This is a genomic window from Parazoarcus communis SWub3 = DSM 12120 (assembly GCF_003226565.1).
Classification (GTDB): domain Bacteria; phylum Pseudomonadota; class Gammaproteobacteria; order Burkholderiales; family Rhodocyclaceae; genus Parazoarcus; species Parazoarcus communis.
Map to the genome: position 1 here is coordinate 108,367 of NZ_QKOE01000006.1, position 16,575 is coordinate 124,941.

The window sequence follows — 16,575 nt, forward strand, 5'->3', positions numbered from 1 at the left end:
CGCGTCCCACCTTGCGCCACCGCATGAACCAGGCTGTCGATCGCTGGCTGTTCCGCCTTGGGGCCCCGGAAACGGAGCCCATCGTACTGCGCCAGCGCCGAATTTACGTACTACCGACCCGTGCCGGCTACGGCTTCGCCCTCGCCCTGCTGGTGATGCTGATCGCATCACTCAATTACAACCTCAGCCTGGGCTATGCACTCACCTTCCTGCTGGGCGGCATGGCTATCGCCAGCATCATCCACGCCTTCCGCAACCTGCTTGGCATCAGCCTTCGCGCAGGTCGTGGGGAACCGGCTTTCGCAGGAGAGAACGCCATATTCCACCTAAGGGTCGATAATCCACGTCACCGCCGCCGCCCAGCGCTGCGCCTGAGCACCCGCGACGGCGCCACGCTGTTCGACCTTGCCGCAGATGAGAGCTCCGAAGTCAGCTTGACACTGCCCACCCACCAACGCGGCGTCCTGCCGCTCGGCCGCACCCGGATCGAAACCACCTGGCCCCTCGGATTGATCCGGGCATGGAGTGTCTTCATCCCTGCCATCGAAACCATCGTCTATCCTGCTCCAGAGCCGACACCGCCTCCTCTCCCTGCGCGCCCAGCGGGCAACAGCAGCACTGGAATGCGCAGCACGGGTGGGGGTGATGACGATTTCACCGGACTGCGCAGTCATCAGCAATCAGACTCTCCCCGCCATCTGGCGTGGAAGGCCTATGCCCGTGGTGGGCCACTGATGACCAAGCAGTTCGCCGCCGTCGAGGGTGGTGAGGTCGAGCTCGACTGGCAGGCCACACCGGACCACCTGGACGATGAAGCCCGTTTGTCACGACTGAGCGCGTGGCTGCTGGCCGCCGAGCAGTCCGGCGCACGCTACGCCTTGCGCCTGCCGATGCAGAACATCCCGGCTGCACACGGCACGACGCACCTGCATCGCTGCCTGCGCGCACTGGCCCTGTTCGCCTCCCCTGCTGAAGGCGCACGCCATGCACCCTGACACAGCGACAGACAGCCTGCGCAGGGATCAAGGCAGCTGGTTGCTCGGTGCAGCAGCGCTGACCCTGGCCCCCCATGTCGACACGCTCCCCACTTGGGTTGCGGTGCTGGCATTCGGCCTGCTCGGCTGGCGCGCATCGCTGCTATGGCGAGGACGCATGGCCACCAGCAAGTGGCTTGTGCTGATGCTTGCGCTCGCCGCGGGCATCGCCGTCCGATTCGAGTTTGGTCATTTTTTTGGCAAGGATCCGGGCGTCGCCCTGCTCGCCATCCTGCTTGGCCTGAAATTGCTGGAAACGCGCACCATGCGCGATATCCACGCTGCCGTCCTGCTGTGCTTCTTCCTCCAGCTCGCGGTGTTCCTGGAGAATCAATCCCCCCTATTTGCACTACTTGCGCTTGGCGCCTGCCTGCTGTCCATCGGCAGCCTGCTCGCACTCACCGATCCGCATGCCAGCCAGCGCGAACGCCTGCGCACCAGCGCTCTGCTGCTCGTGCAGGGCCTGCCTTTCATGCTGACCCTGTTCGTGCTGTTTCCAAGAGTACAGGGTCCGTTGTGGGGCCTGCCCGCCGATGCACACCGTGCAGTCACCGGCCTATCCGACAGCATGAGCCCCGGTTCCATTGCCGAGCTCAGCCAATCAAGCGAGATCGCCTTTCGGGCAGCATTCGAAGAGGCTCCACCGCCCCCCCACCTGCGCTACTGGCGGGGGCCGGTACTGACACATTTCGACGGCAGCACCTGGCGCGCCAGCCGTCACGAGCGGGCTGAGCACCCCTACTACACCCCTGCGGGGCCCCAGTTGCGCTACCAGTTGACGCTGGAAGCGCATAACCAGCACTGGCTGCTGGCAATGGATTTCGCAGGCGGACCAGTCGATGGCATACGCTTTGGTAGTGACTATCAGGCGCTGAGCGTACAACCCGTGCGCACCCGCAGCCGGTTCGAACTCAACGCCTACCCCGAAACCCCGGTCGGTGTCGACGAATCATCCCGGGTGCTCGATAGCGCCCGGCGCCTGCCGGCGGATGGCAACCCGCGGAGCAGACAACTGGTTGCCGAATTGAGTGCCGACACGCCGACACCGGCAATCTTGCTCGAACGCGTCATCGATTACCTGCGTCAGAGCGAGTTGCGTTACACCCTGCGTCCGCCATTGATGCGCGAGGATAGCGTAGATACCTTCCTGTTCGTGGCCCAACGGGGATTCTGCGAACACTTCTCGTCGGCCTTCGTCTTCCTGATGCGTGCAGCAGGTGTTCCGGCGCGCGTGGTCACCGGCTACCAGGGCGGCGAGATCAACCCGGTTGATGGCAGTCTGGTGGTCCGCCAGTCCGATGCCCACGCCTGGGCCGAGGTCTGGCTGGACGGTCGAGGCTGGGTCCGGGTCGACCCGACCGCGCTCGCCGCCCCCCAGCGTATCGAATCCGGGCTGTCCGCCGCCCTGCCCGCGGGTGAGGCACTGCCACTGCTGATGCGCCCGGAAATGGCCTGGTTGCGTACGCTTCGCCATCAATGGGACGCGGCATCGAATCACTGGAATCAGTGGGTTCTTGGCTACAATCAGGCACGTCAGCTCGAGTTGCTGTCCGAACTCGGCCTCGACACCCCCCACTGGCAGGTCTTGATCGGTGGCATGATGCTGGCCGTCCTGGTGGTGATGGCAGCGCTGCTCGCCTGGGCCATGCATTACCGCAACCCTGCGGATGCACTGGACAAAGCCTGGGCCGCCTTTTCACGCAAACTTGCGCACGTGGGCCTGGAGCGCCATCCTGCAGAGGGGCCGCTGGATTACGGTGCTCGCCTGGCCCGTGCCCGTCCGCTTGATGCCAGCGCATTGCAGGAAATCACCAGCCGCTATGCCGCATTGCGCTACCGACCACCTGCACCCGTACATGAGGTGCTTGAACTGAAACGACGTATCCGGAAGCTGAACCTTCGATGACTTTGCCGACCCGCCAGATCCTGACCCTCACCTCCATCGCCCTGTTTGCGCTGGCCACCATACCCAGCGCATCGGCCAGCTTCGTCGACCGCGAGGAGGTGCGGACTTTCGTCGAGGACATTGCGACACGCCACAACCTTGATCACGCCCTGCTACTCGACAGCCTCAGCCGTGCTCGCCACGAACCGCGCGTCATCAGTCTGATCCGCCCGCCCAGCACGCCAGGCGTGCGCTCCTGGCAACGGTACCGGGCGCGCTTCCTGGACAAGACACGCATTGAGGGCGGCCTGGCTTTCTGGTCGGAGTATGCCCCTATCCTGAAGATGGCCGAAGAGCGTTACGGCGTACCCGCCGAAGTGATCGTGGCCATCATTGGCGTCGAAACCGTATATGGCCGCCATACCGGCAACTTCGAAACGCTCTCGGCACTGACCACTCTCGCCTTCGACTATCCGCCGCGCGCCGAACTGTTCCGACGCGAACTGGAAAATTTGTTCCTGCTCGCACGCGAACAGAACCGCCCCCCCGAGAGCTACCTGGGCTCTTACGCGGGCGCACTGGGTTTTCCGCAGTTCCTGCCCAGCAGCGTGCGGCACTACGCAGTGGATTTTGACGCCGACGGCAAGATCGATTTTGACAGTTCGCCGCTGGATGCCATCGGAAGCGTCGCCAATTATCTGCATGTTCATGGCTGGCAAACCGGCGCACCAGTGGCTGTCATGGCAAGGCTCGGACCGGAGACCGACCCCGCCCCCCTGGTTGCAGCAGGTATCGAACCCAGCCTGTCCCCGGCGGTATTGTCGGCAGCGGGCATTGGCAGCGCCAACGGCAACATGATTGATGCAAACGCGACCCTGGTGGATCTTGTGACGCCGGGTGCGGCAACCGAGTACTGGCTTGGCTATCGAAACTTCTACGTCATCACCCGCTACAACAAGAGCAGCTTCTACGCGATGTCGGTTTTCGAACTGGCCGAGACACTGCGTCAGCGCCGGAACGAGGAACTGGCAAAGCGCTGACCCGACGCGGCGGGGGCAACGCAGGATGCGCTCAAAGCAAGGCGTCGCGCGAAATACCTCTCCGCTTGAGCGTTCGCCGCAACTGCCCGAGCGCCTCCAGCTGAATCTGCCGCACCCGCTCGCGCGTCAGATCAAGCTGTAGTGCCAACTCTTCGAGGGTCAACATCTCGCATTCATCCAATCCATAACGGTGACGGATGACCAGACGCTGCTTGTCATTGAGCATGTCGATCCAGGCGCGCAGCAAATGCTCGATCTCCGCCGCATGAATCAGGATATCAGGAGCCTCGGCGTGCTCATCCGCAAGTGACTCACCGATCGACAGGCTGGGATCGATATCCAGTGGTGCGTCGAGCGAGGCAGTATGCTCGCTCAGTGCCAGGATTGCCCGCACCGTCTCGACTGGCTTGTCGAGGCGCATGGCGATCTCTTCGATACTGGACTCACCGTTGGCGGCCGCCTCGATATTGCGCTGGGTGCGCAATACCTGATTGAGTTCCTTGACCACATGCACCGGGAGACGGATCGTGCGCGACTGGTTCATGATCGCACGCTCGATGTTCTGGCGGATCCACCAGGTCGCATAGGTGGAAAAACGGAAGCCACGCTCGGGGTCGAACTTTTCCAGTGCGTGAATCAGGCCGAGATTACCCTCCTCGACAAGATCCAGCAGAGGGATGCCCCGATTCAGATAGTGCTTGGCAATATTGACCACAAGGCGCAGGTTGCGCTCGATCATGGTCTGTCGGGCCTGGAAATCGCCCTGACGGACACGCCGTGCCAGCGCGGCCTCCTCATCCGCAGTCAGCAACGGATTGGCCCCGATCTCGTTCAGATAAATCTGCGTGACATCGCTGAGGAACTCGTTCTCGATGACAGGCGCCTGTCGGTCGGCGAACACTTCCACCTCGAGGGGAAGGTCCGGATCATGACTCTCGACGTCGTCAGGGATGTCCGGCTCTTCCATGGGCCTCCTCGTCAGCGCGCGGGCAGGTACTTCATCGGATCAACCGGCTGCCCCTGTTTGCGAATCTCGAAATGAAGCTTGGGGCGATCGGCATCGGTACTACCCAACTCAGCGATCTGCTGCCCCTTGGTGACGGCATCTGCCTCCTTGACCAGCAGTTGCTGGTTATGAGCATAGGCAGTCAGGTAATTGTCGTCATGTTTGATGATGACCAGTTTTCCGAGCCCGCGCAAGCCGCTGCCGGCATAGACGACCTTGCCACCAGCCGACGCCAGCACGGGCGTACCCGGCGTACCGGCAATGTCGATCCCCTTGTTGCGCAGCTTGGCGTCCCCGCCAACCGGTTCGTCGAAGCCCAGCAGGACCTTGCCTTTGACCGGCCACAGCCACTCACCATCGGGCCCAGGAAGACGTGGTGCGTCCGCCACGGACGGTGTGGCAGGTTTTGTCTCCACGACCCCTTCAGCGGGTTTCTGCAAACGCGCCCAAGCTTCGTCAGAGTATGGCTGCTTACCGCCCAGTGGCGTTTGCTTGATGGGCACACCTGCGGTCGCGGTGGCCGTCGGCACCTCGGTACTCATCGGCGGAATCGGCACAGTCACGGCAGGCTCGGAGACGATCGGGATGGCTTGCGCCACCTCACCACCACCTTCAGGCGCCACACGCAGACTTTGACCGACATGAATCTGGTTCGGATTGGACAAGCCGTTCCAGGCCACCAGATCCGCAACACTGACACCATACTGTCGCGCCAGGGCGTTGAGGGTATCTCCAGTCTGTACAACGTGCACACCCTTGCGCTCAGCCGTCGGAGCGGCCTGAGGCATGGAACCAGCATCCCGCACCGGCGCCGTCACCTTGCCTGCACACCCTGCAGTCAGGACAAGCAGAACGGCCAGCCCGGCCAGTGCACCACGAGAAGTCAGGATTTCCTTGTTCATTCCGTACCAGTCAGTAGCGGCACGAAGCGCACGGCCTCATGCCAGCTTTCCTTGAACATGTTGCCCTGGCGCTCAATCATCAGCAGGCGTTGTTCGCCACCACCTACCGGAATGATCAGGCGCCCGCCAGGCGCGAGTTGGTCTTTCAATGCCTGCGGTACCCCCAGCGCACCCGCAGCCACGATGATACTGTCGAAAGGGGCTGCCTCGGGCAAGCCCATTGAGCCATCAGCATATTTCAGGCGTACATTGGGCAGCCGCAACGGGCGCAGATTGTCCCGTGCCCGATCGAGTAAGGGACGAATCCGCTCCACTGCATAGACGTCGACCGCCACCTTCGACAGCACCGCAGCCTGATAGCCACAGCCTGCTCCGATCTCCAGCGTCTTGCCAAGTTCCCGTCCCGAGCGCAATAACTCGATCATGCGAGCTACCACGAAGGGCTGCGAGATGGTCTGCTGAAAACCGATCGGCAACGCGGTGTCGTCATACGCGCCGTAAGCGAGCCCTTCTTCGACGAACTGGTGGCGTGGAATCTGCCCCATCGCAGCCAGCACCTTTTCGTCCCGGATACCTTGACTGCGCAGGCGCTCCACCATGCGCGCACGCGTGCGCACCGCATCCGTTTGACGAGGATTCATCGCACCAGCCAATCGTTCACCATGCCGATCTGTCCGGTATGGGTCAGATCGATCTGCAGCGGCGTAATGGACACCAGCCCTTCGGATACCGCATGAAAGTCAGTACCCTCGCCCGCATCAGCCGCGGCACCGGCGGCCCCCACCCAATACACGGTCTCATTGCGGGGCGTCACGCTCTTGATCACCGGCTCGGCCTTATGACGCTTGCCCAGGCGGGTGACCCGCGTACCCCGCAGCGCCTCGTATGGCAGGTCAGGCACATTGACGTTCAACAGCATCGGCTGGCGCAACGGCTGATTCATGAAACGAACGGCCAGATCGCGCGCCACCCGTGCAGCGGTGGAGAAATCGGAAGCCCCCTTGCTCACCAGCGACACCGCTATCGACGGCACCCCCAGCAAATAGCCTTCGGTAGCCGCTGCCACGGTACCGGAGTAGAGCGTATCGTCCCCCATGTTGGCGCCATGATTCACCCCCGAAACCACCATGTCGGGCAAATGATCCAGCATGCCGGTCACGGCCAGATGCACACAATCAGTGGGGGTGCCATTGACGAAATGAAAGCCGTTGGCGGCGCGGCGCAGGGAGAGCGGACGGTCGAGTGTCAGCGAGTTGCTTGCCCCACTGCGGTCACGCTCCGGCGCCACAACGGTCACCTCGCCGATTTCCGACAAGGCCTGAGCCAGCGCAGCGATGCCGGGCGCGAAATAGCCATCGTCATTACTGACCAGAATACGCATCTTGAATCCGTTGGAGTCTCACCGACAGGGCGTCGGCGATGTTAGCACAGCATGGAAATCACGTTCGGACCGCAGAAAAACAAAAACCGGCTAAAGCCGGTTGCTGTTGTTTTGGTCGGGGCGGCGGGATTCGAACTCGCGACCCCTTGCACCCCATGCAAGTGCGCTACCAGGCTGCGCTACGCCCCGACACAAGCCGCCATTATAGCAAGCTTTTTAAAAACCGCCAGTGCAAAATCAAGCTTTCAACGCAGCAAGCGTAGCCTCCAGTTCCGCGCGCACTTCGCGGATCACCGCCTTGTATCGCTCGGCGACCTCGGCCTCCTCGACCTGATGGATGGCCGCTTCACCGAGGCGATTTCGCGCACCGGAAATGGTAAAGCCTTCGTCATACAGCAAATGCCTGATACGACGCACCAGCAGAACCTCATGATGCTGATAGTAGCGACGGTTCCCCCCCCGCTTGACAGGCTTCAGCTGGGTGAACTCCTGCTCCCAGTAACGCAGCACGTGCGCCTTGACACCGCAAAGTTCGCTGACTTCTCCGATGGTGAAATAGCGCTTTGCCGGAATGGGCGGCAGGTCGGCACTCGAAATTTCAGGGTTGCTTGCTTGCATCACTGAGTTCCTCCACCGCCGCCTTCAGCTTCTGACTGGCATGAAAGGTCACCACCCGACGAGCGGTGATCGGAATCTCCTCGCCGGTCTTGGGGTTCCGGCCAGGCCGCTGTGGCTTGTCACGCAACTGGAAATTACCGAAGCCGGAAAGCTTGACGCTATCGCCACGCTCCAGCGCTGTCCGGATTTCTTCAAAGAAGCCTTCCACCATATCCTTGGCTTCACGCTTGTTCAGCCCGACCTGCTCAAACAACAGGTCTGCCAGCTCGGCCTTCGTCAAGGTCACGTTCATTCTCCTGATCCACGCAGTCGAGCGCCCAGAGTGAGCTCAGCATGACGGATCAGCGCATTCATTGCCGCATCCACTTCCGAATCTTCAAGTGTGCGCTGAGTATCTTGCATCAACACCCTGAAAGCAAGGCTCTTCTTGTCGGGATCAATGCCCTTGCCATGATAGACATCGAACAACTCAATTGCGCTGACAATACCTGACGCCGCCGCTTCGAGCACTTCCAGCACACGGGCAACCGGCACCTCCTGACCCAGCACCAGCGCCAGGTCACGGGCCACTGCAGGCATCTTCGAAACCGTTGCGAAAACCGGCATTTCCGCCTGCAGCGCATCCCCAAGCTCGATCTCGAACACGATCGGCGCGGTACCGAGCTCGTAACGTTGCACCCACACCGGATGCAACTCGCCGACCACACCAATATGGCGCCCGTCCAGCATCACCGCAGCCGCACGCCCCGGATGCAGGGCGGGGTCAGACACACGCTCGAAGCACAGCTCGCGCGGCGCAAACAAAGCCTCGAGATCACCCTTGAGATCGTAAAAATCCACCGGCCGAGCACGCTCACCCCATTGCTCCTGCAAGGCCGTACCTGAAACCAGGGCGGCAATCCGCATCGGCTGATGGAAGCCAGCCACAGGCTCGCCATCGGCCTTGCGCTCGAAACAACGACCAATCTCGAACACCCGTACCCGGGCTTGCTGACGCTTCCGATTGGTCGCCAGATTGGCCACCAGCCCCGGAATCAGACTGGAGCGCATCACACTCATCTGACTGGCGATCGGATTGGCCAGACGGATAGGATCGTCATTGGCGCAGAAATCCCGCTCCCACGCGTCTTCGACAAAGGCGAAGTTGACCACCTCCTGAAAGCCCCGCGCCGCCAGCAGGTGACGCACATCCCACACCGTGCGCGACGATTCGCTGCGCTCCAGCATCATCAACCCGCCCTGCGGTACCCGGGCCGGGATATTGTCATAGCCGTAGAGACGCACCAACTCTTCGATCAGATCTTCTTCAATTTCGATATCGAAACGGAACGACGGCGGAGTGACCAGAAAATCGTCACCCGACTGCACCGGCGCAAGGTGCACACGCCGCAGCAGGGACTCGATCTCGGCGTTGTTCAGATCAATACCCAGCACGCGGCGCGCACGCGCAGGACGCAGACGCACGGCAGGACGCTGAGGCAGCGCTTCGACCGCCACAGCTTCTTCCACCGGACCTGCCACACCACCGCAGATATCCAGGATCAGGCGGGTCGCCCGCTCGATCGCCGGCCGTGCAAGTTCGAAGTCCACCCCACGCTCGAAACGATGCGAGGCATCGGAGACAAAGCCGTGGGCTCGCGCCCGACCGGCAATCGCCGCTGGAGCAAAGAAAGCGCTTTCCAGAAAGACATCTGTCGTATCGAGCGTGATACCGCTCTCCTCTCCGCCCATCACACCGGCCATGGCCAGCGCGCGCGCATCATCTGCAATCAGCAGGGTATCGACGGCAGGCGTCACAATCTGCTCATTGAGCAGCTTGAGTTGCTCACCAGCACGCGGCATGCGGACATGAATGGCCCCATCCAGACGGGCGTTATCGAAGGCATGCAAGGGCTGCCCCAGTTCAAGCATCACGTAGTTGGTGATATCCACCAATGCGCTGATCGCGCGGATGCCGCTGCGCTGCAATCGCTGCTTCATCCACTCCGGTGTCGGCGCCTTGGCATCGACCCCCCGCAGGATGCGGCCGCAATAGCGCGGGCAAGCTGCCGGCGCATCGAGCACGATGGACCGTCGATCATCAATGCCCGGCAGGACAGGCTGAACAGCCGGCAGCGTCAGCATCGAGTCAGTCAGCGCAGCCACCTCGCGCGCCACACCACTCAGGCTCAGACAGTCAGCCCGATTCGGCGTCAGCTTGATGGTGAACAGCGTGTCATCGAGCCCAAGATAATCACGGATGTCGGAGCCTACCGGCGCATCTTCCGGCAGCACATGCAACCCGGCATGATCCTCGGACAGACCCAACTCACGCGCCGAGCACAGCATGCCAAACGACTCGACCCCGCGCAACTTGGCCGCCTTGATTGCAAAATCGCCCGGCAGCACGGCCCCCACCTTGGCGCACGGCACCTTGAGGCCTGCAGCCGCGTTTGGCGCACCACAGACGATCTGCAGCAACTCGCCCGTGCCAGCATCAACCTTGCAAACACGCAGCTTGTCCGCATTGGGATGTTTCTCGGCTTCGACGATCTGCGCCACGACGATGCCGGTAAAGGCGGGCGCAACCGGATCCGCCTCTTCGACCTCCAGACCGGCCATGGTCATCAGGTGACCCAACGCGGCGCTATCGAGCGACGGATTGACGAAGGTCCGCAACCACTGTTCTGAAAATTGCATGATTCGCTTACCTGAATTGGCTCAAGAAACGCAGATCGCCCTCGAAGAAGAGGCGCAGATCATTGACACCGTAGCGCAGCATGGTCAGCCGATCCGGGCCCATGCCGAACGCAAAACCGGTGTAGCGCTCGGGATCGATGCCACCGAAACGCAGCACGTTCGGATGCACCATGCCGCAACCTGCGATCTCCAGCCAACGCCCTTCGAGCGCGCCACTCATGAAGGCGACATCGATCTCGGCAGAGGGCTCGGTAAAGGGAAAGAACGACGGGCGGAAGCGGACCTGGAGATCTTCGGTTTCAAAGAACTTGCGCAAAAAGTCGGCAATCACACCCTTCAGATCGACGAAGCTGACGTGCTCGCCGACCCATAACCCCTCGACCTGATGGAACATGGGCGAATGGGTTGCATCCGAGTCAACACGATAAACCCGACCTGGCGCAATGACGCGGATGTCCGGCATGACCTCGAGATGCTTGTGTCGCTCCACATGCTCAAGCATGGCGCGGATCTGTACCGGACTGGTATGGGTGCGCAGCAACACATCGTCGCGACCTTCGAGATAGAAGGTGTCGTGCATGGAACGTGCAGGATGGTTCTCCGGCGTGTTCAGCGCGGTGAAGTTGTGCCAGTCGGTCTCGATCTCGGGTCCGTCGGCCACGACAAACCCGATGGAACGAAACAGCGCCTCAACCCGCTCGAGCGAACGGCTGACCGGATGCAGCCCGCCTATGGTCGCACCTCGTCCCGGCAGGGTGACGTCCAGCGCCTCAGATGCCAGTTGTGCCATCAGCGCGGCCTCGCGCAGGGCTTCACGACGCGCCTCAAGCGCCGTCTCGATGGCCAGCTTGACGCGATTGATTGCTGCACCGGCTTCGCGCTTTTCCTCGGCGGGCAGCTTGCCCAGCCCTTTCAGAAGCTCGGTGAGCGAGCCGCTTTTACCCAGAAAACGCGCCTTTGCCTGCTCGAGCTGGGCGCTATCGGCTGCAGCAGAAAATGCGGCTTCGGCCTGTTGAACCAGTTGATCGAGGTTATCCATGTCCCTGCCATTCCGGGAAGATCAGAAAAAAAAAGGAGGCCAGGCCTCCTTTTTTCGGGCTGCGGAAACTTACGCAGCGATTTGGGCCTTGGCTTGCGCGGCGAGCGCAGCAAACGCGGGCTTGTCAAACACGGCCAGATCGGCCAGAACCTTGCGGTCCACTTCGACGGCAGCCTTCTTCAGGCCATTCATGAAGGTGCTGTAGGTCAGACCGAGTTCACGCGCAGCGGCGTTGATACGGACGATCCACAGGGCGCGGAACTGACGCTTGCGCTGACGACGGTCGCGGTAAGCGTACTGACCGGCCTTCATCACCGCCTGCTTGGCGATGCGATATACGTTTTTACGACGGCCGCGGTACCCCTTGGCCTGGTCGAGAACTTTCTTGTGACGTGCGCGGGCGGTTACACCACGTTTAACTCTGGGCATGGCGGTCTCCTATCAAGCGTAAGGCAACATGGCACGGATCAGCTTTTCATCGCTGGCATGAACTTCAGTCATGCCGCGCAGCTGACGCTTGCTCTTGGTGGTCTTCTTGGTAAGGATGTGGCGCTTGAACGCCTGGGACCGCTTGATCCCACCGCTGGAGCGAACCTTGAAGCGCTTCTTGGCGCCGCTCTTGGTCTTCATCTTGGGCATTGCTGAGACTCCGGTTTATAGAATGCCGTCAGGTAGTACCGGTTCAGGTACGTTTGACACCCGACACCACTTGTTTTCCTGCCCAGCCACAACGACCAGACAGGGTATCAGCCCCGACTACCGGGGCAAATCCTGCATACCGCTTGATCAGCGGTTTTTCTTGGGCGCGATCACCATGATCATCTGCCGCCCTTCCATCTTCGGCATCTGCTCGACCTGGCCGATTTCTTCCAGATCCGCCTTTACCCGCTCAAGCTGACGCAAACCGAATTCCTGGTGCGCCATTTCACGTCCGCGAAAGCGCAAGGTCACCTTGCACTTGTCACCCTCTTCCAGGAAGCGTTTCAGGTTACGCAGCTTGATCTGGTAGTCGTTTTCGTCCGTACCCGGACGCAGCTTGACTTCCTTGACCTGCACCTGCTTCTGCTTCAGACGCGCTTCATGCGCTTTCTTCTGCTCCTGGTACTTGAACTTGCCGAAATCCATCACCCGGCAGACCGGGGGTTGCGCCATCGGCGCGATTTCAACCAGATCCATACCCGCTTCATCAGCGGCCTCGAGGGCGGCCCTCAGGGAAACAATACCAAGCGGCTCACCGTCTTCACCAACCAGACGAACCTCAGGCGCGGTGATTTCCCCGTTGACGCGCTGCTTCTTCTCTTGAGCGATGGTTCAAATCTCCATAAAAATCAAAGTCAGACCGACCCGGCCTTCGCCTCAACTTCGCGAAGCCAGCGCTCGATCAACGTATCGATGGGCATCTGGCCAAGATCCTGGCCGCCCCGAACGCGCACTGCAACGACGCCGCCCGCCTTTTCTTTTTCGCCTACGACGATCTGGTAAGGCAGCTTGTGCACGCTATGTTCGCGGATTTTATAGTTAATCTTCTCGTTGCGCAAATCCGCTTCGACTCGGAAACCCGCTTTCTTCAGGCGGAGTGCGACTTCCTTCGCATACTCGGCCTGCCCTTCGGAGATGTTCATCACCACCGCATGAACAGGCGCCAGCCACAACGGCAAGGCGCCGGCGTGATGTTCGATCAGGATGCCGATGAAACGCTCAAGCGAGCCCAGGATGGCACGGTGCAACATGACCGGCACCTTCTTGGTGTTGTCCTCGGCTACATACTCGGCCCCCAGGCGCACTGGCAGATTGAAATCGAGCTGCAGCGTGCCGCACTGCCAGACGCGATTCAGGCAATCCTTGAGCGAAAACTCGATCTTCGGACCGTAAAACGCCCCCTCACCTGGCTGCAGATCGTAAGCCAGCCCTTGCGCATCAAGCGCTGCCGCAAGCGCCGCCTCTGCCGCATCCCACTGCTCGTCAGTCCCCACCCGCTTCTCGGGCCGGGTCGACAGCTTGACCTGGACATCGGTAAAACCAAAATCTCGATAGACCTGCTGCAGCAAGCGGATGAACTCGGCCGACTCCACCTGCACCTGATCTTCGGCGCAGAAGATATGCGCGTCATCCTGCACGAAATTACGGACCCGCATGATGCCGTGCAACGACCCCGAAGGCTCATTCCGGTGACAGGAGCCGAACTCCGCCATGCGCAGCGGCAGATCGCGATAGCTCTTCAAGCCCTGATTGAAGATCTGGATATGACAGGGGCAGTTCATAGGCTTGACCGCGTAGTCGCGCTTCTCCGACTGCGTGGTGAACATCAGGTCGGAATACATCCCCCAGTGCCCGGACTTTTCCCACAACGAACGATCGACAATCTGCGGCGTCTTGACCTCCTGATAGCCATGCTCGGCGATCGTTCGGCGCATGTACTGCTCGACCTGCTGCCACAGCGTCCAGCCCTTGGCGTGCCAGAACACCATACCCGGCGCTTCTTCCTGGATATGAAAAAGATCAAGCTGCCGGCCCAGCTTCCGGTGATCGCGCTTCTCGGCCTCTTCGAGCATGTGAAGATAGGACTCGAGATCTTCCTTCTTGGCCCACGCGGTGCCATAAACCCGCTGCAACATCTCGTTCTTCGAGTCACCACGCCAGTACGCACCCGCAAGCTTGGTCAGCTTGAACACCTTGAGCTTGCCGGTGGACGGCACGTGCGGACCGCGGCAGAGATCAATGAAATCCCCCTGGCGATACAGGGAAACATCCTGATCGGACGGAATCGACGCAATGATCTCGGCCTTGTAGTGCTCGCCAATCCCCTTGAAGAACTCGACCGCCTTCTCGCGCGACCAGACTTCGCGTGCAACACCGATTTCGCGCTTGGCAATCTCGCTCATACGGCGCTCGATCGCCTCGAGATCTTCCGGCGTGAACGGACGCTTGTAGGAGAAGTCGTAGTAAAAACCGTTGTCGATCACCGGCCCGATCGTCACCTGCGCGTCAGGAAACAGCTCCTTGACCGCATGCGCCAGCAAGTGCGCAGTGGAGTGACGGATGATATCGACACCTTCCGGACTCTTGTCGGTGATGATCGCCAGCGCAGCATCAGTATCGATGCGATGCGAGAGATCCACCTGCCTGTCGCCAATACGCCCAGCCAGCGCAGCCTTTGCCAGACCTGCGCCAATCGACGCCGCAACCTCACCAACGGTCACCGGCTGATCGAAACTACGGACGGAACCATCAGGAAGCGTAATGTTCGGCATGATCTCTGGCCTCGGACTAGGATGCGCGGACAGCGCAATACAAACGACACATGATTCTGATAGCTGCACTGCACAAAACGTGGACGAAAAAAAAGTGCGGTCGAACCGCACTTTTTCCTCAAGCAGACAAGCGGACCCGACCTGTTCAGTTTCCGGCCTCGAAAGTAGTTCGGAACATGATGAATCGACTCCAAGTGTTGGTAGGCGCGATTGGACTCGAACCAACGACCCCCACCATGTCAAGGTGGTGCTCTAACCAGCTGAGCTACGCGCCTGCTAAGAGCCGCGAATTATAGGCACTTTTCAGAAGGTGTCAAACACTTTTTGAAAAAACCTCAAAAATTCACCTTACGCCACCGCTTCCGGCCACTCCGCCAGAAAAGCCTCCCAATGAGGCGCCCCAATTGCGGCGAGCTTTTCGCGCACAAATGCGACCTCCTGCGCCCAAGCCGCCTGATCCAGATGACCGCGCATGCGCTGGAAACGGAGGTACACGAGATAGGTGTTCACGACGTCGGTTTCGCAATAGTCACGAATATCGGCAATCTGCCCCGCCTGCCAGGCGTCCCAAACCGCCGAACCATCCATGCCAAGCTTGCCGGGATACCCCATCAACTTGGCCAGATCATCCAGCGGTGCGTTGGCACGCGGCTGGTACATCGCCAGCGTGTCCATCAGGTCGAGATGCCGCATGTGATAGCGGCTGATGTAATTGTTCCACTTGAAATCACGCGAGTCGGCAAAGTCGCCATCACCCAGATCCCAGTAGCGCGGCGCACTGACACCATGCAGCAGGCCACGGTAATGCAGCACCGGCAGATCAAATCCACCACCATTCCACGACACGATCTGCGGCGAATAGCGCTCGATACCGTCAAAGAAGCGCTGGATGATCTGCCCTTCACCCGCGTCAGGCTCGGACAGGGAGAACACCCGGAACTGATTGGCATCACGCAGCACACAGGAAATCGTCACCACCCGCTGCAGGTGGTGCGGCAGAAAATCCGAGCCATGACTGGCACGCCGCTGCTGAAAGGCGAACTCGCCCACCTCGTAGTCGGAGAGTGACGCCGGCAACTCGTGCAGCACTCGAATACCGGCAATATCCGGAATGGTCTCGATGTCAAAGACAAGAATCGGCATCACTTCTGCACCCAGCTGCTGCCCTGCTGCACCCACCAGCCTGGCTGCGCCCGTTGCGCCCAACGTTGGGCGAAAGTGCCACGCACTTCCGATTCCCACTCCGGCCGCCCGTTGGCCCGGGCAATCTCACGATAGAGCGCACTGCGGTCAGCGTTTTCTGCCGCAACCAGCGAACTGGCCTGGGCACGCTGAGCCAGGGGTACCGCCGATGCATCGCGCAGGGCCACCGAGCCATCGGCAGCCAAACCCACTGCGCCAGAAGCATAAAGCGGCGCCAATTGCGCATGACGCTGCTGCATCGAACGTTTGAGCGCCGCAATGGCAGGAGAGTCGACCTCGAGATTGCCTTGAGCTGCGGCACTCAGCGACAGACTGAGCAGGGCTGCACCGAGCAGAGAACGAAATTTCATGGCTTGCTCCCGGACGGGGACTCAGCCGCGGGTTGCGCCTCGCGCAACTGCCAGACCTCGTCGATGATGCGATCAGCGGCCTTTTCGGCCGCCGCCGCAGGAAAATAGATGTTGATCGTGACGCAGGCGCTCAGTGAAAGCGACAGCGCCACCAGCAAGATGCGCAGCGACATGCCGGCTCCTTCAG

The 16,575-nt window shown here is 60.9% G+C and carries 18 protein-coding genes and 2 tRNA genes; 3 read left to right on the forward strand and 17 right to left on the reverse strand.

Features of this window, described 5'->3' with window-relative positions; genetic code table 11:
* Positions 1 to 23 precede the first annotated feature (23 nt).
* The 3 genes from DNK49_RS10615 to mltB are packed head-to-tail and all read left to right on the forward strand — an operon-like array spanning position 24 to position 3,959.
* On the forward strand, positions 24 to 995 hold the full coding sequence (locus tag DNK49_RS10615; protein WP_110524590.1) for a DUF58 domain-containing protein: 972 nt from the start codon (positions 24 to 26) through the stop codon (positions 993 to 995).
* On the forward strand, positions 985 to 2,940 hold the full coding sequence (locus DNK49_RS10620) for a transglutaminase TgpA family protein (protein WP_110524330.1): 1,956 nt from the start codon (positions 985 to 987) through the stop codon (positions 2,938 to 2,940). Before DNK49_RS10615 ends, DNK49_RS10620 begins: the two co-directional genes overlap by 11 nt.
* On the forward strand, positions 2,937 to 3,959 hold the full coding sequence (gene mltB / locus DNK49_RS10625; RefSeq protein WP_110524331.1) for a lytic murein transglycosylase B: 1,023 nt from the start codon (positions 2,937 to 2,939) through the stop codon (positions 3,957 to 3,959). Before DNK49_RS10620 ends, mltB begins: the two co-directional genes overlap by 4 nt.
* A 31-nt stretch (positions 3,960 to 3,990) precedes the next feature.
* On the opposite strand, the gene rpoS is transcribed toward mltB, so the two are convergent.
* From rpoS to DNK49_RS24095, 17 genes are all read right to left on the reverse strand, one after another.
* Entirely contained in the window at positions 3,991 to 4,926 is a 936-nt protein-coding gene (gene rpoS / locus DNK49_RS10630) for an RNA polymerase sigma factor RpoS (protein ID WP_110524332.1), read from the reverse strand.
* Positions 4,927 to 4,937: 11 nt separating this feature from the next.
* Positions 4,938 to 5,867, reverse strand: coding sequence for a peptidoglycan DD-metalloendopeptidase family protein (locus tag DNK49_RS10635; RefSeq protein WP_110524334.1), 930 nt, complete (start codon positions 5,865 to 5,867; stop codon positions 4,938 to 4,940).
* Positions 5,864 to 6,508 (reverse strand): protein-L-isoaspartate(D-aspartate) O-methyltransferase, encoded by a 645-nt coding sequence (locus DNK49_RS10640; RefSeq protein ID WP_110524336.1) that lies wholly within the window; start codon positions 6,506 to 6,508, stop codon positions 5,864 to 5,866. Before DNK49_RS10640 ends, DNK49_RS10635 begins: the two co-directional genes overlap by 4 nt.
* The gene (gene surE, locus DNK49_RS10645) at positions 6,505 to 7,248 is read right to left on the reverse strand and encodes a 5'/3'-nucleotidase SurE (protein WP_110524338.1); all 744 of its coding nucleotides are present in this window, start codon (positions 7,246 to 7,248) and stop codon (positions 6,505 to 6,507) included. Before surE ends, DNK49_RS10640 begins: the two co-directional genes overlap by 4 nt.
* A 112-nt stretch (positions 7,249 to 7,360) precedes the next feature.
* Positions 7,361 to 7,437 (reverse strand) — tRNA-Pro (locus tag DNK49_RS10650).
* Between the two features lie 48 nt (positions 7,438 to 7,485).
* On the reverse strand, positions 7,486 to 7,866 hold the full coding sequence (locus DNK49_RS10655) for a MerR family transcriptional regulator (protein WP_110524339.1): 381 nt from the start codon (positions 7,864 to 7,866) through the stop codon (positions 7,486 to 7,488).
* Positions 7,847 to 8,158, reverse strand: a complete 312-nt coding sequence (locus DNK49_RS10660) for an integration host factor subunit alpha (protein WP_108947619.1) — start codon at positions 8,156 to 8,158, stop codon at positions 7,847 to 7,849. Before DNK49_RS10660 ends, DNK49_RS10655 begins: the two co-directional genes overlap by 20 nt.
* A complete protein-coding gene (gene pheT / locus DNK49_RS10665; protein WP_110524341.1) occupies positions 8,155 to 10,545 on the reverse strand; it encodes a phenylalanine--tRNA ligase subunit beta in 2,391 nt (796 codons plus the stop codon). The genes DNK49_RS10660 and pheT overlap by 4 nt, the downstream gene beginning before the upstream one ends.
* Before the next feature lie 7 nt (positions 10,546 to 10,552).
* Positions 10,553 to 11,584 (reverse strand): phenylalanine--tRNA ligase subunit alpha, encoded by a 1,032-nt coding sequence (pheS, locus tag DNK49_RS10670; RefSeq protein ID WP_110524343.1) that lies wholly within the window; start codon positions 11,582 to 11,584, stop codon positions 10,553 to 10,555.
* A 69-nt stretch (positions 11,585 to 11,653) separates the two neighbouring features.
* A complete protein-coding gene (gene rplT / locus DNK49_RS10675; RefSeq protein WP_110524345.1) occupies positions 11,654 to 12,013 on the reverse strand; it encodes a 50S ribosomal protein L20 in 360 nt (119 codons plus the stop codon).
* 12 nt (positions 12,014 to 12,025) lie between these two features.
* Positions 12,026 to 12,223: a 50S ribosomal protein L35 gene (gene rpmI, locus DNK49_RS10680; protein ID WP_110524347.1), complete on the reverse strand. Its 198-nt coding sequence runs from the start codon at positions 12,221 to 12,223 to the stop codon at positions 12,026 to 12,028.
* A 147-nt stretch (positions 12,224 to 12,370) separates the two neighbouring features.
* Positions 12,371 to 12,892 (reverse strand): translation initiation factor IF-3, encoded by a 522-nt coding sequence (gene infC, locus DNK49_RS10685; protein ID WP_110524349.1) that lies wholly within the window; start codon positions 12,890 to 12,892, stop codon positions 12,371 to 12,373.
* Positions 12,893 to 12,918: 26 nt separating this feature from the next.
* On the reverse strand, positions 12,919 to 14,835 hold the full coding sequence (gene thrS, locus DNK49_RS10690; RefSeq protein ID WP_110524350.1) for a threonine--tRNA ligase: 1,917 nt from the start codon (positions 14,833 to 14,835) through the stop codon (positions 12,919 to 12,921).
* A gap of 198 nt (positions 14,836 to 15,033) precedes the next feature.
* A tRNA-Val gene (locus DNK49_RS10695) sits at positions 15,034 to 15,110 on the reverse strand.
* 73 nt (positions 15,111 to 15,183) lie between these two features.
* Positions 15,184 to 15,978, reverse strand: coding sequence for a 3'-5' exonuclease (locus tag DNK49_RS10700; RefSeq protein ID WP_207806949.1), 795 nt, complete (start codon positions 15,976 to 15,978; stop codon positions 15,184 to 15,186).
* The gene (locus tag DNK49_RS10705) at positions 15,978 to 16,388 is read right to left on the reverse strand and encodes a YdbL family probable chaperone protein (RefSeq protein WP_110524352.1); all 411 of its coding nucleotides are present in this window, start codon (positions 16,386 to 16,388) and stop codon (positions 15,978 to 15,980) included. The genes DNK49_RS10700 and DNK49_RS10705 overlap by 1 nt, the downstream gene beginning before the upstream one ends.
* Positions 16,385 to 16,561, reverse strand: coding sequence for a hypothetical protein (locus DNK49_RS24095; protein WP_165843303.1), 177 nt, complete (start codon positions 16,559 to 16,561; stop codon positions 16,385 to 16,387). The genes DNK49_RS10705 and DNK49_RS24095 overlap by 4 nt, the downstream gene beginning before the upstream one ends.
* Between the last annotated feature and the right edge of the window lie 14 nt (positions 16,562 to 16,575).

What these genes read in the sequence shown, in the direction of transcription:
- DNK49_RS10615 (WP_110524590.1), top strand. Translation starts at nt 24, where the DNA reads ATGAACCAGGCTGTCGATCGCTGGCTGTTCCGCCTTGGGGCCCCGGAA.
- DNK49_RS10620 (WP_110524330.1), top strand. Translation starts at nt 985, where the DNA reads ATGCACCCTGACACAGCGACAGACAGCCTGCGCAGGGATCAAGGCAGC.
- mltB (WP_110524331.1), top strand. Translation starts at nt 2,937, where the DNA reads ATGACTTTGCCGACCCGCCAGATCCTGACCCTCACCTCCATCGCCCTG.
- rpoS (WP_110524332.1), bottom strand. Translation starts at nt 4,926, where the DNA reads ATGGAAGAGCCGGACATCCCTGACGACGTCGAGAGTCATGATCCGGAC.
- DNK49_RS10635 (WP_110524334.1), bottom strand. Translation starts at nt 5,867, where the DNA reads ATGAACAAGGAAATCCTGACTTCTCGTGGTGCACTGGCCGGGCTGGCC.
- DNK49_RS10640 (WP_110524336.1), bottom strand. Translation starts at nt 6,508, where the DNA reads ATGAATCCTCGTCAAACGGATGCGGTGCGCACGCGTGCGCGCATGGTG.
- surE (WP_110524338.1), bottom strand. Translation starts at nt 7,248, where the DNA reads ATGCGTATTCTGGTCAGTAATGACGATGGCTATTTCGCGCCCGGCATC.
- DNK49_RS10655 (WP_110524339.1), bottom strand. Translation starts at nt 7,866, where the DNA reads ATGCAAGCAAGCAACCCTGAAATTTCGAGTGCCGACCTGCCGCCCATT.
- DNK49_RS10660 (WP_108947619.1), bottom strand. Translation starts at nt 8,158, where the DNA reads ATGAACGTGACCTTGACGAAGGCCGAGCTGGCAGACCTGTTGTTTGAG.
- pheT (WP_110524341.1), bottom strand. Translation starts at nt 10,545, where the DNA reads ATGCAATTTTCAGAACAGTGGTTGCGGACCTTCGTCAATCCGTCGCTC.
- pheS (WP_110524343.1), bottom strand. Translation starts at nt 11,584, where the DNA reads ATGGATAACCTCGATCAACTGGTTCAACAGGCCGAAGCCGCATTTTCT.
- rplT (WP_110524345.1), bottom strand. Translation starts at nt 12,013, where the DNA reads ATGCCCAGAGTTAAACGTGGTGTAACCGCCCGCGCACGTCACAAGAAA.
- rpmI (WP_110524347.1), bottom strand. Translation starts at nt 12,223, where the DNA reads ATGCCCAAGATGAAGACCAAGAGCGGCGCCAAGAAGCGCTTCAAGGTT.
- thrS (WP_110524350.1), bottom strand. Translation starts at nt 14,835, where the DNA reads ATGCCGAACATTACGCTTCCTGATGGTTCCGTCCGTAGTTTCGATCAG.
- DNK49_RS10700 (WP_207806949.1), bottom strand. Translation starts at nt 15,978, where the DNA reads ATGCCGATTCTTGTCTTTGACATCGAGACCATTCCGGATATTGCCGGT.
- DNK49_RS10705 (WP_110524352.1), bottom strand. Translation starts at nt 16,388, where the DNA reads ATGAAATTTCGTTCTCTGCTCGGTGCAGCCCTGCTCAGTCTGTCGCTG.
- DNK49_RS24095 (WP_165843303.1), bottom strand. Translation starts at nt 16,561, where the DNA reads ATGTCGCTGCGCATCTTGCTGGTGGCGCTGTCGCTTTCACTGAGCGCC.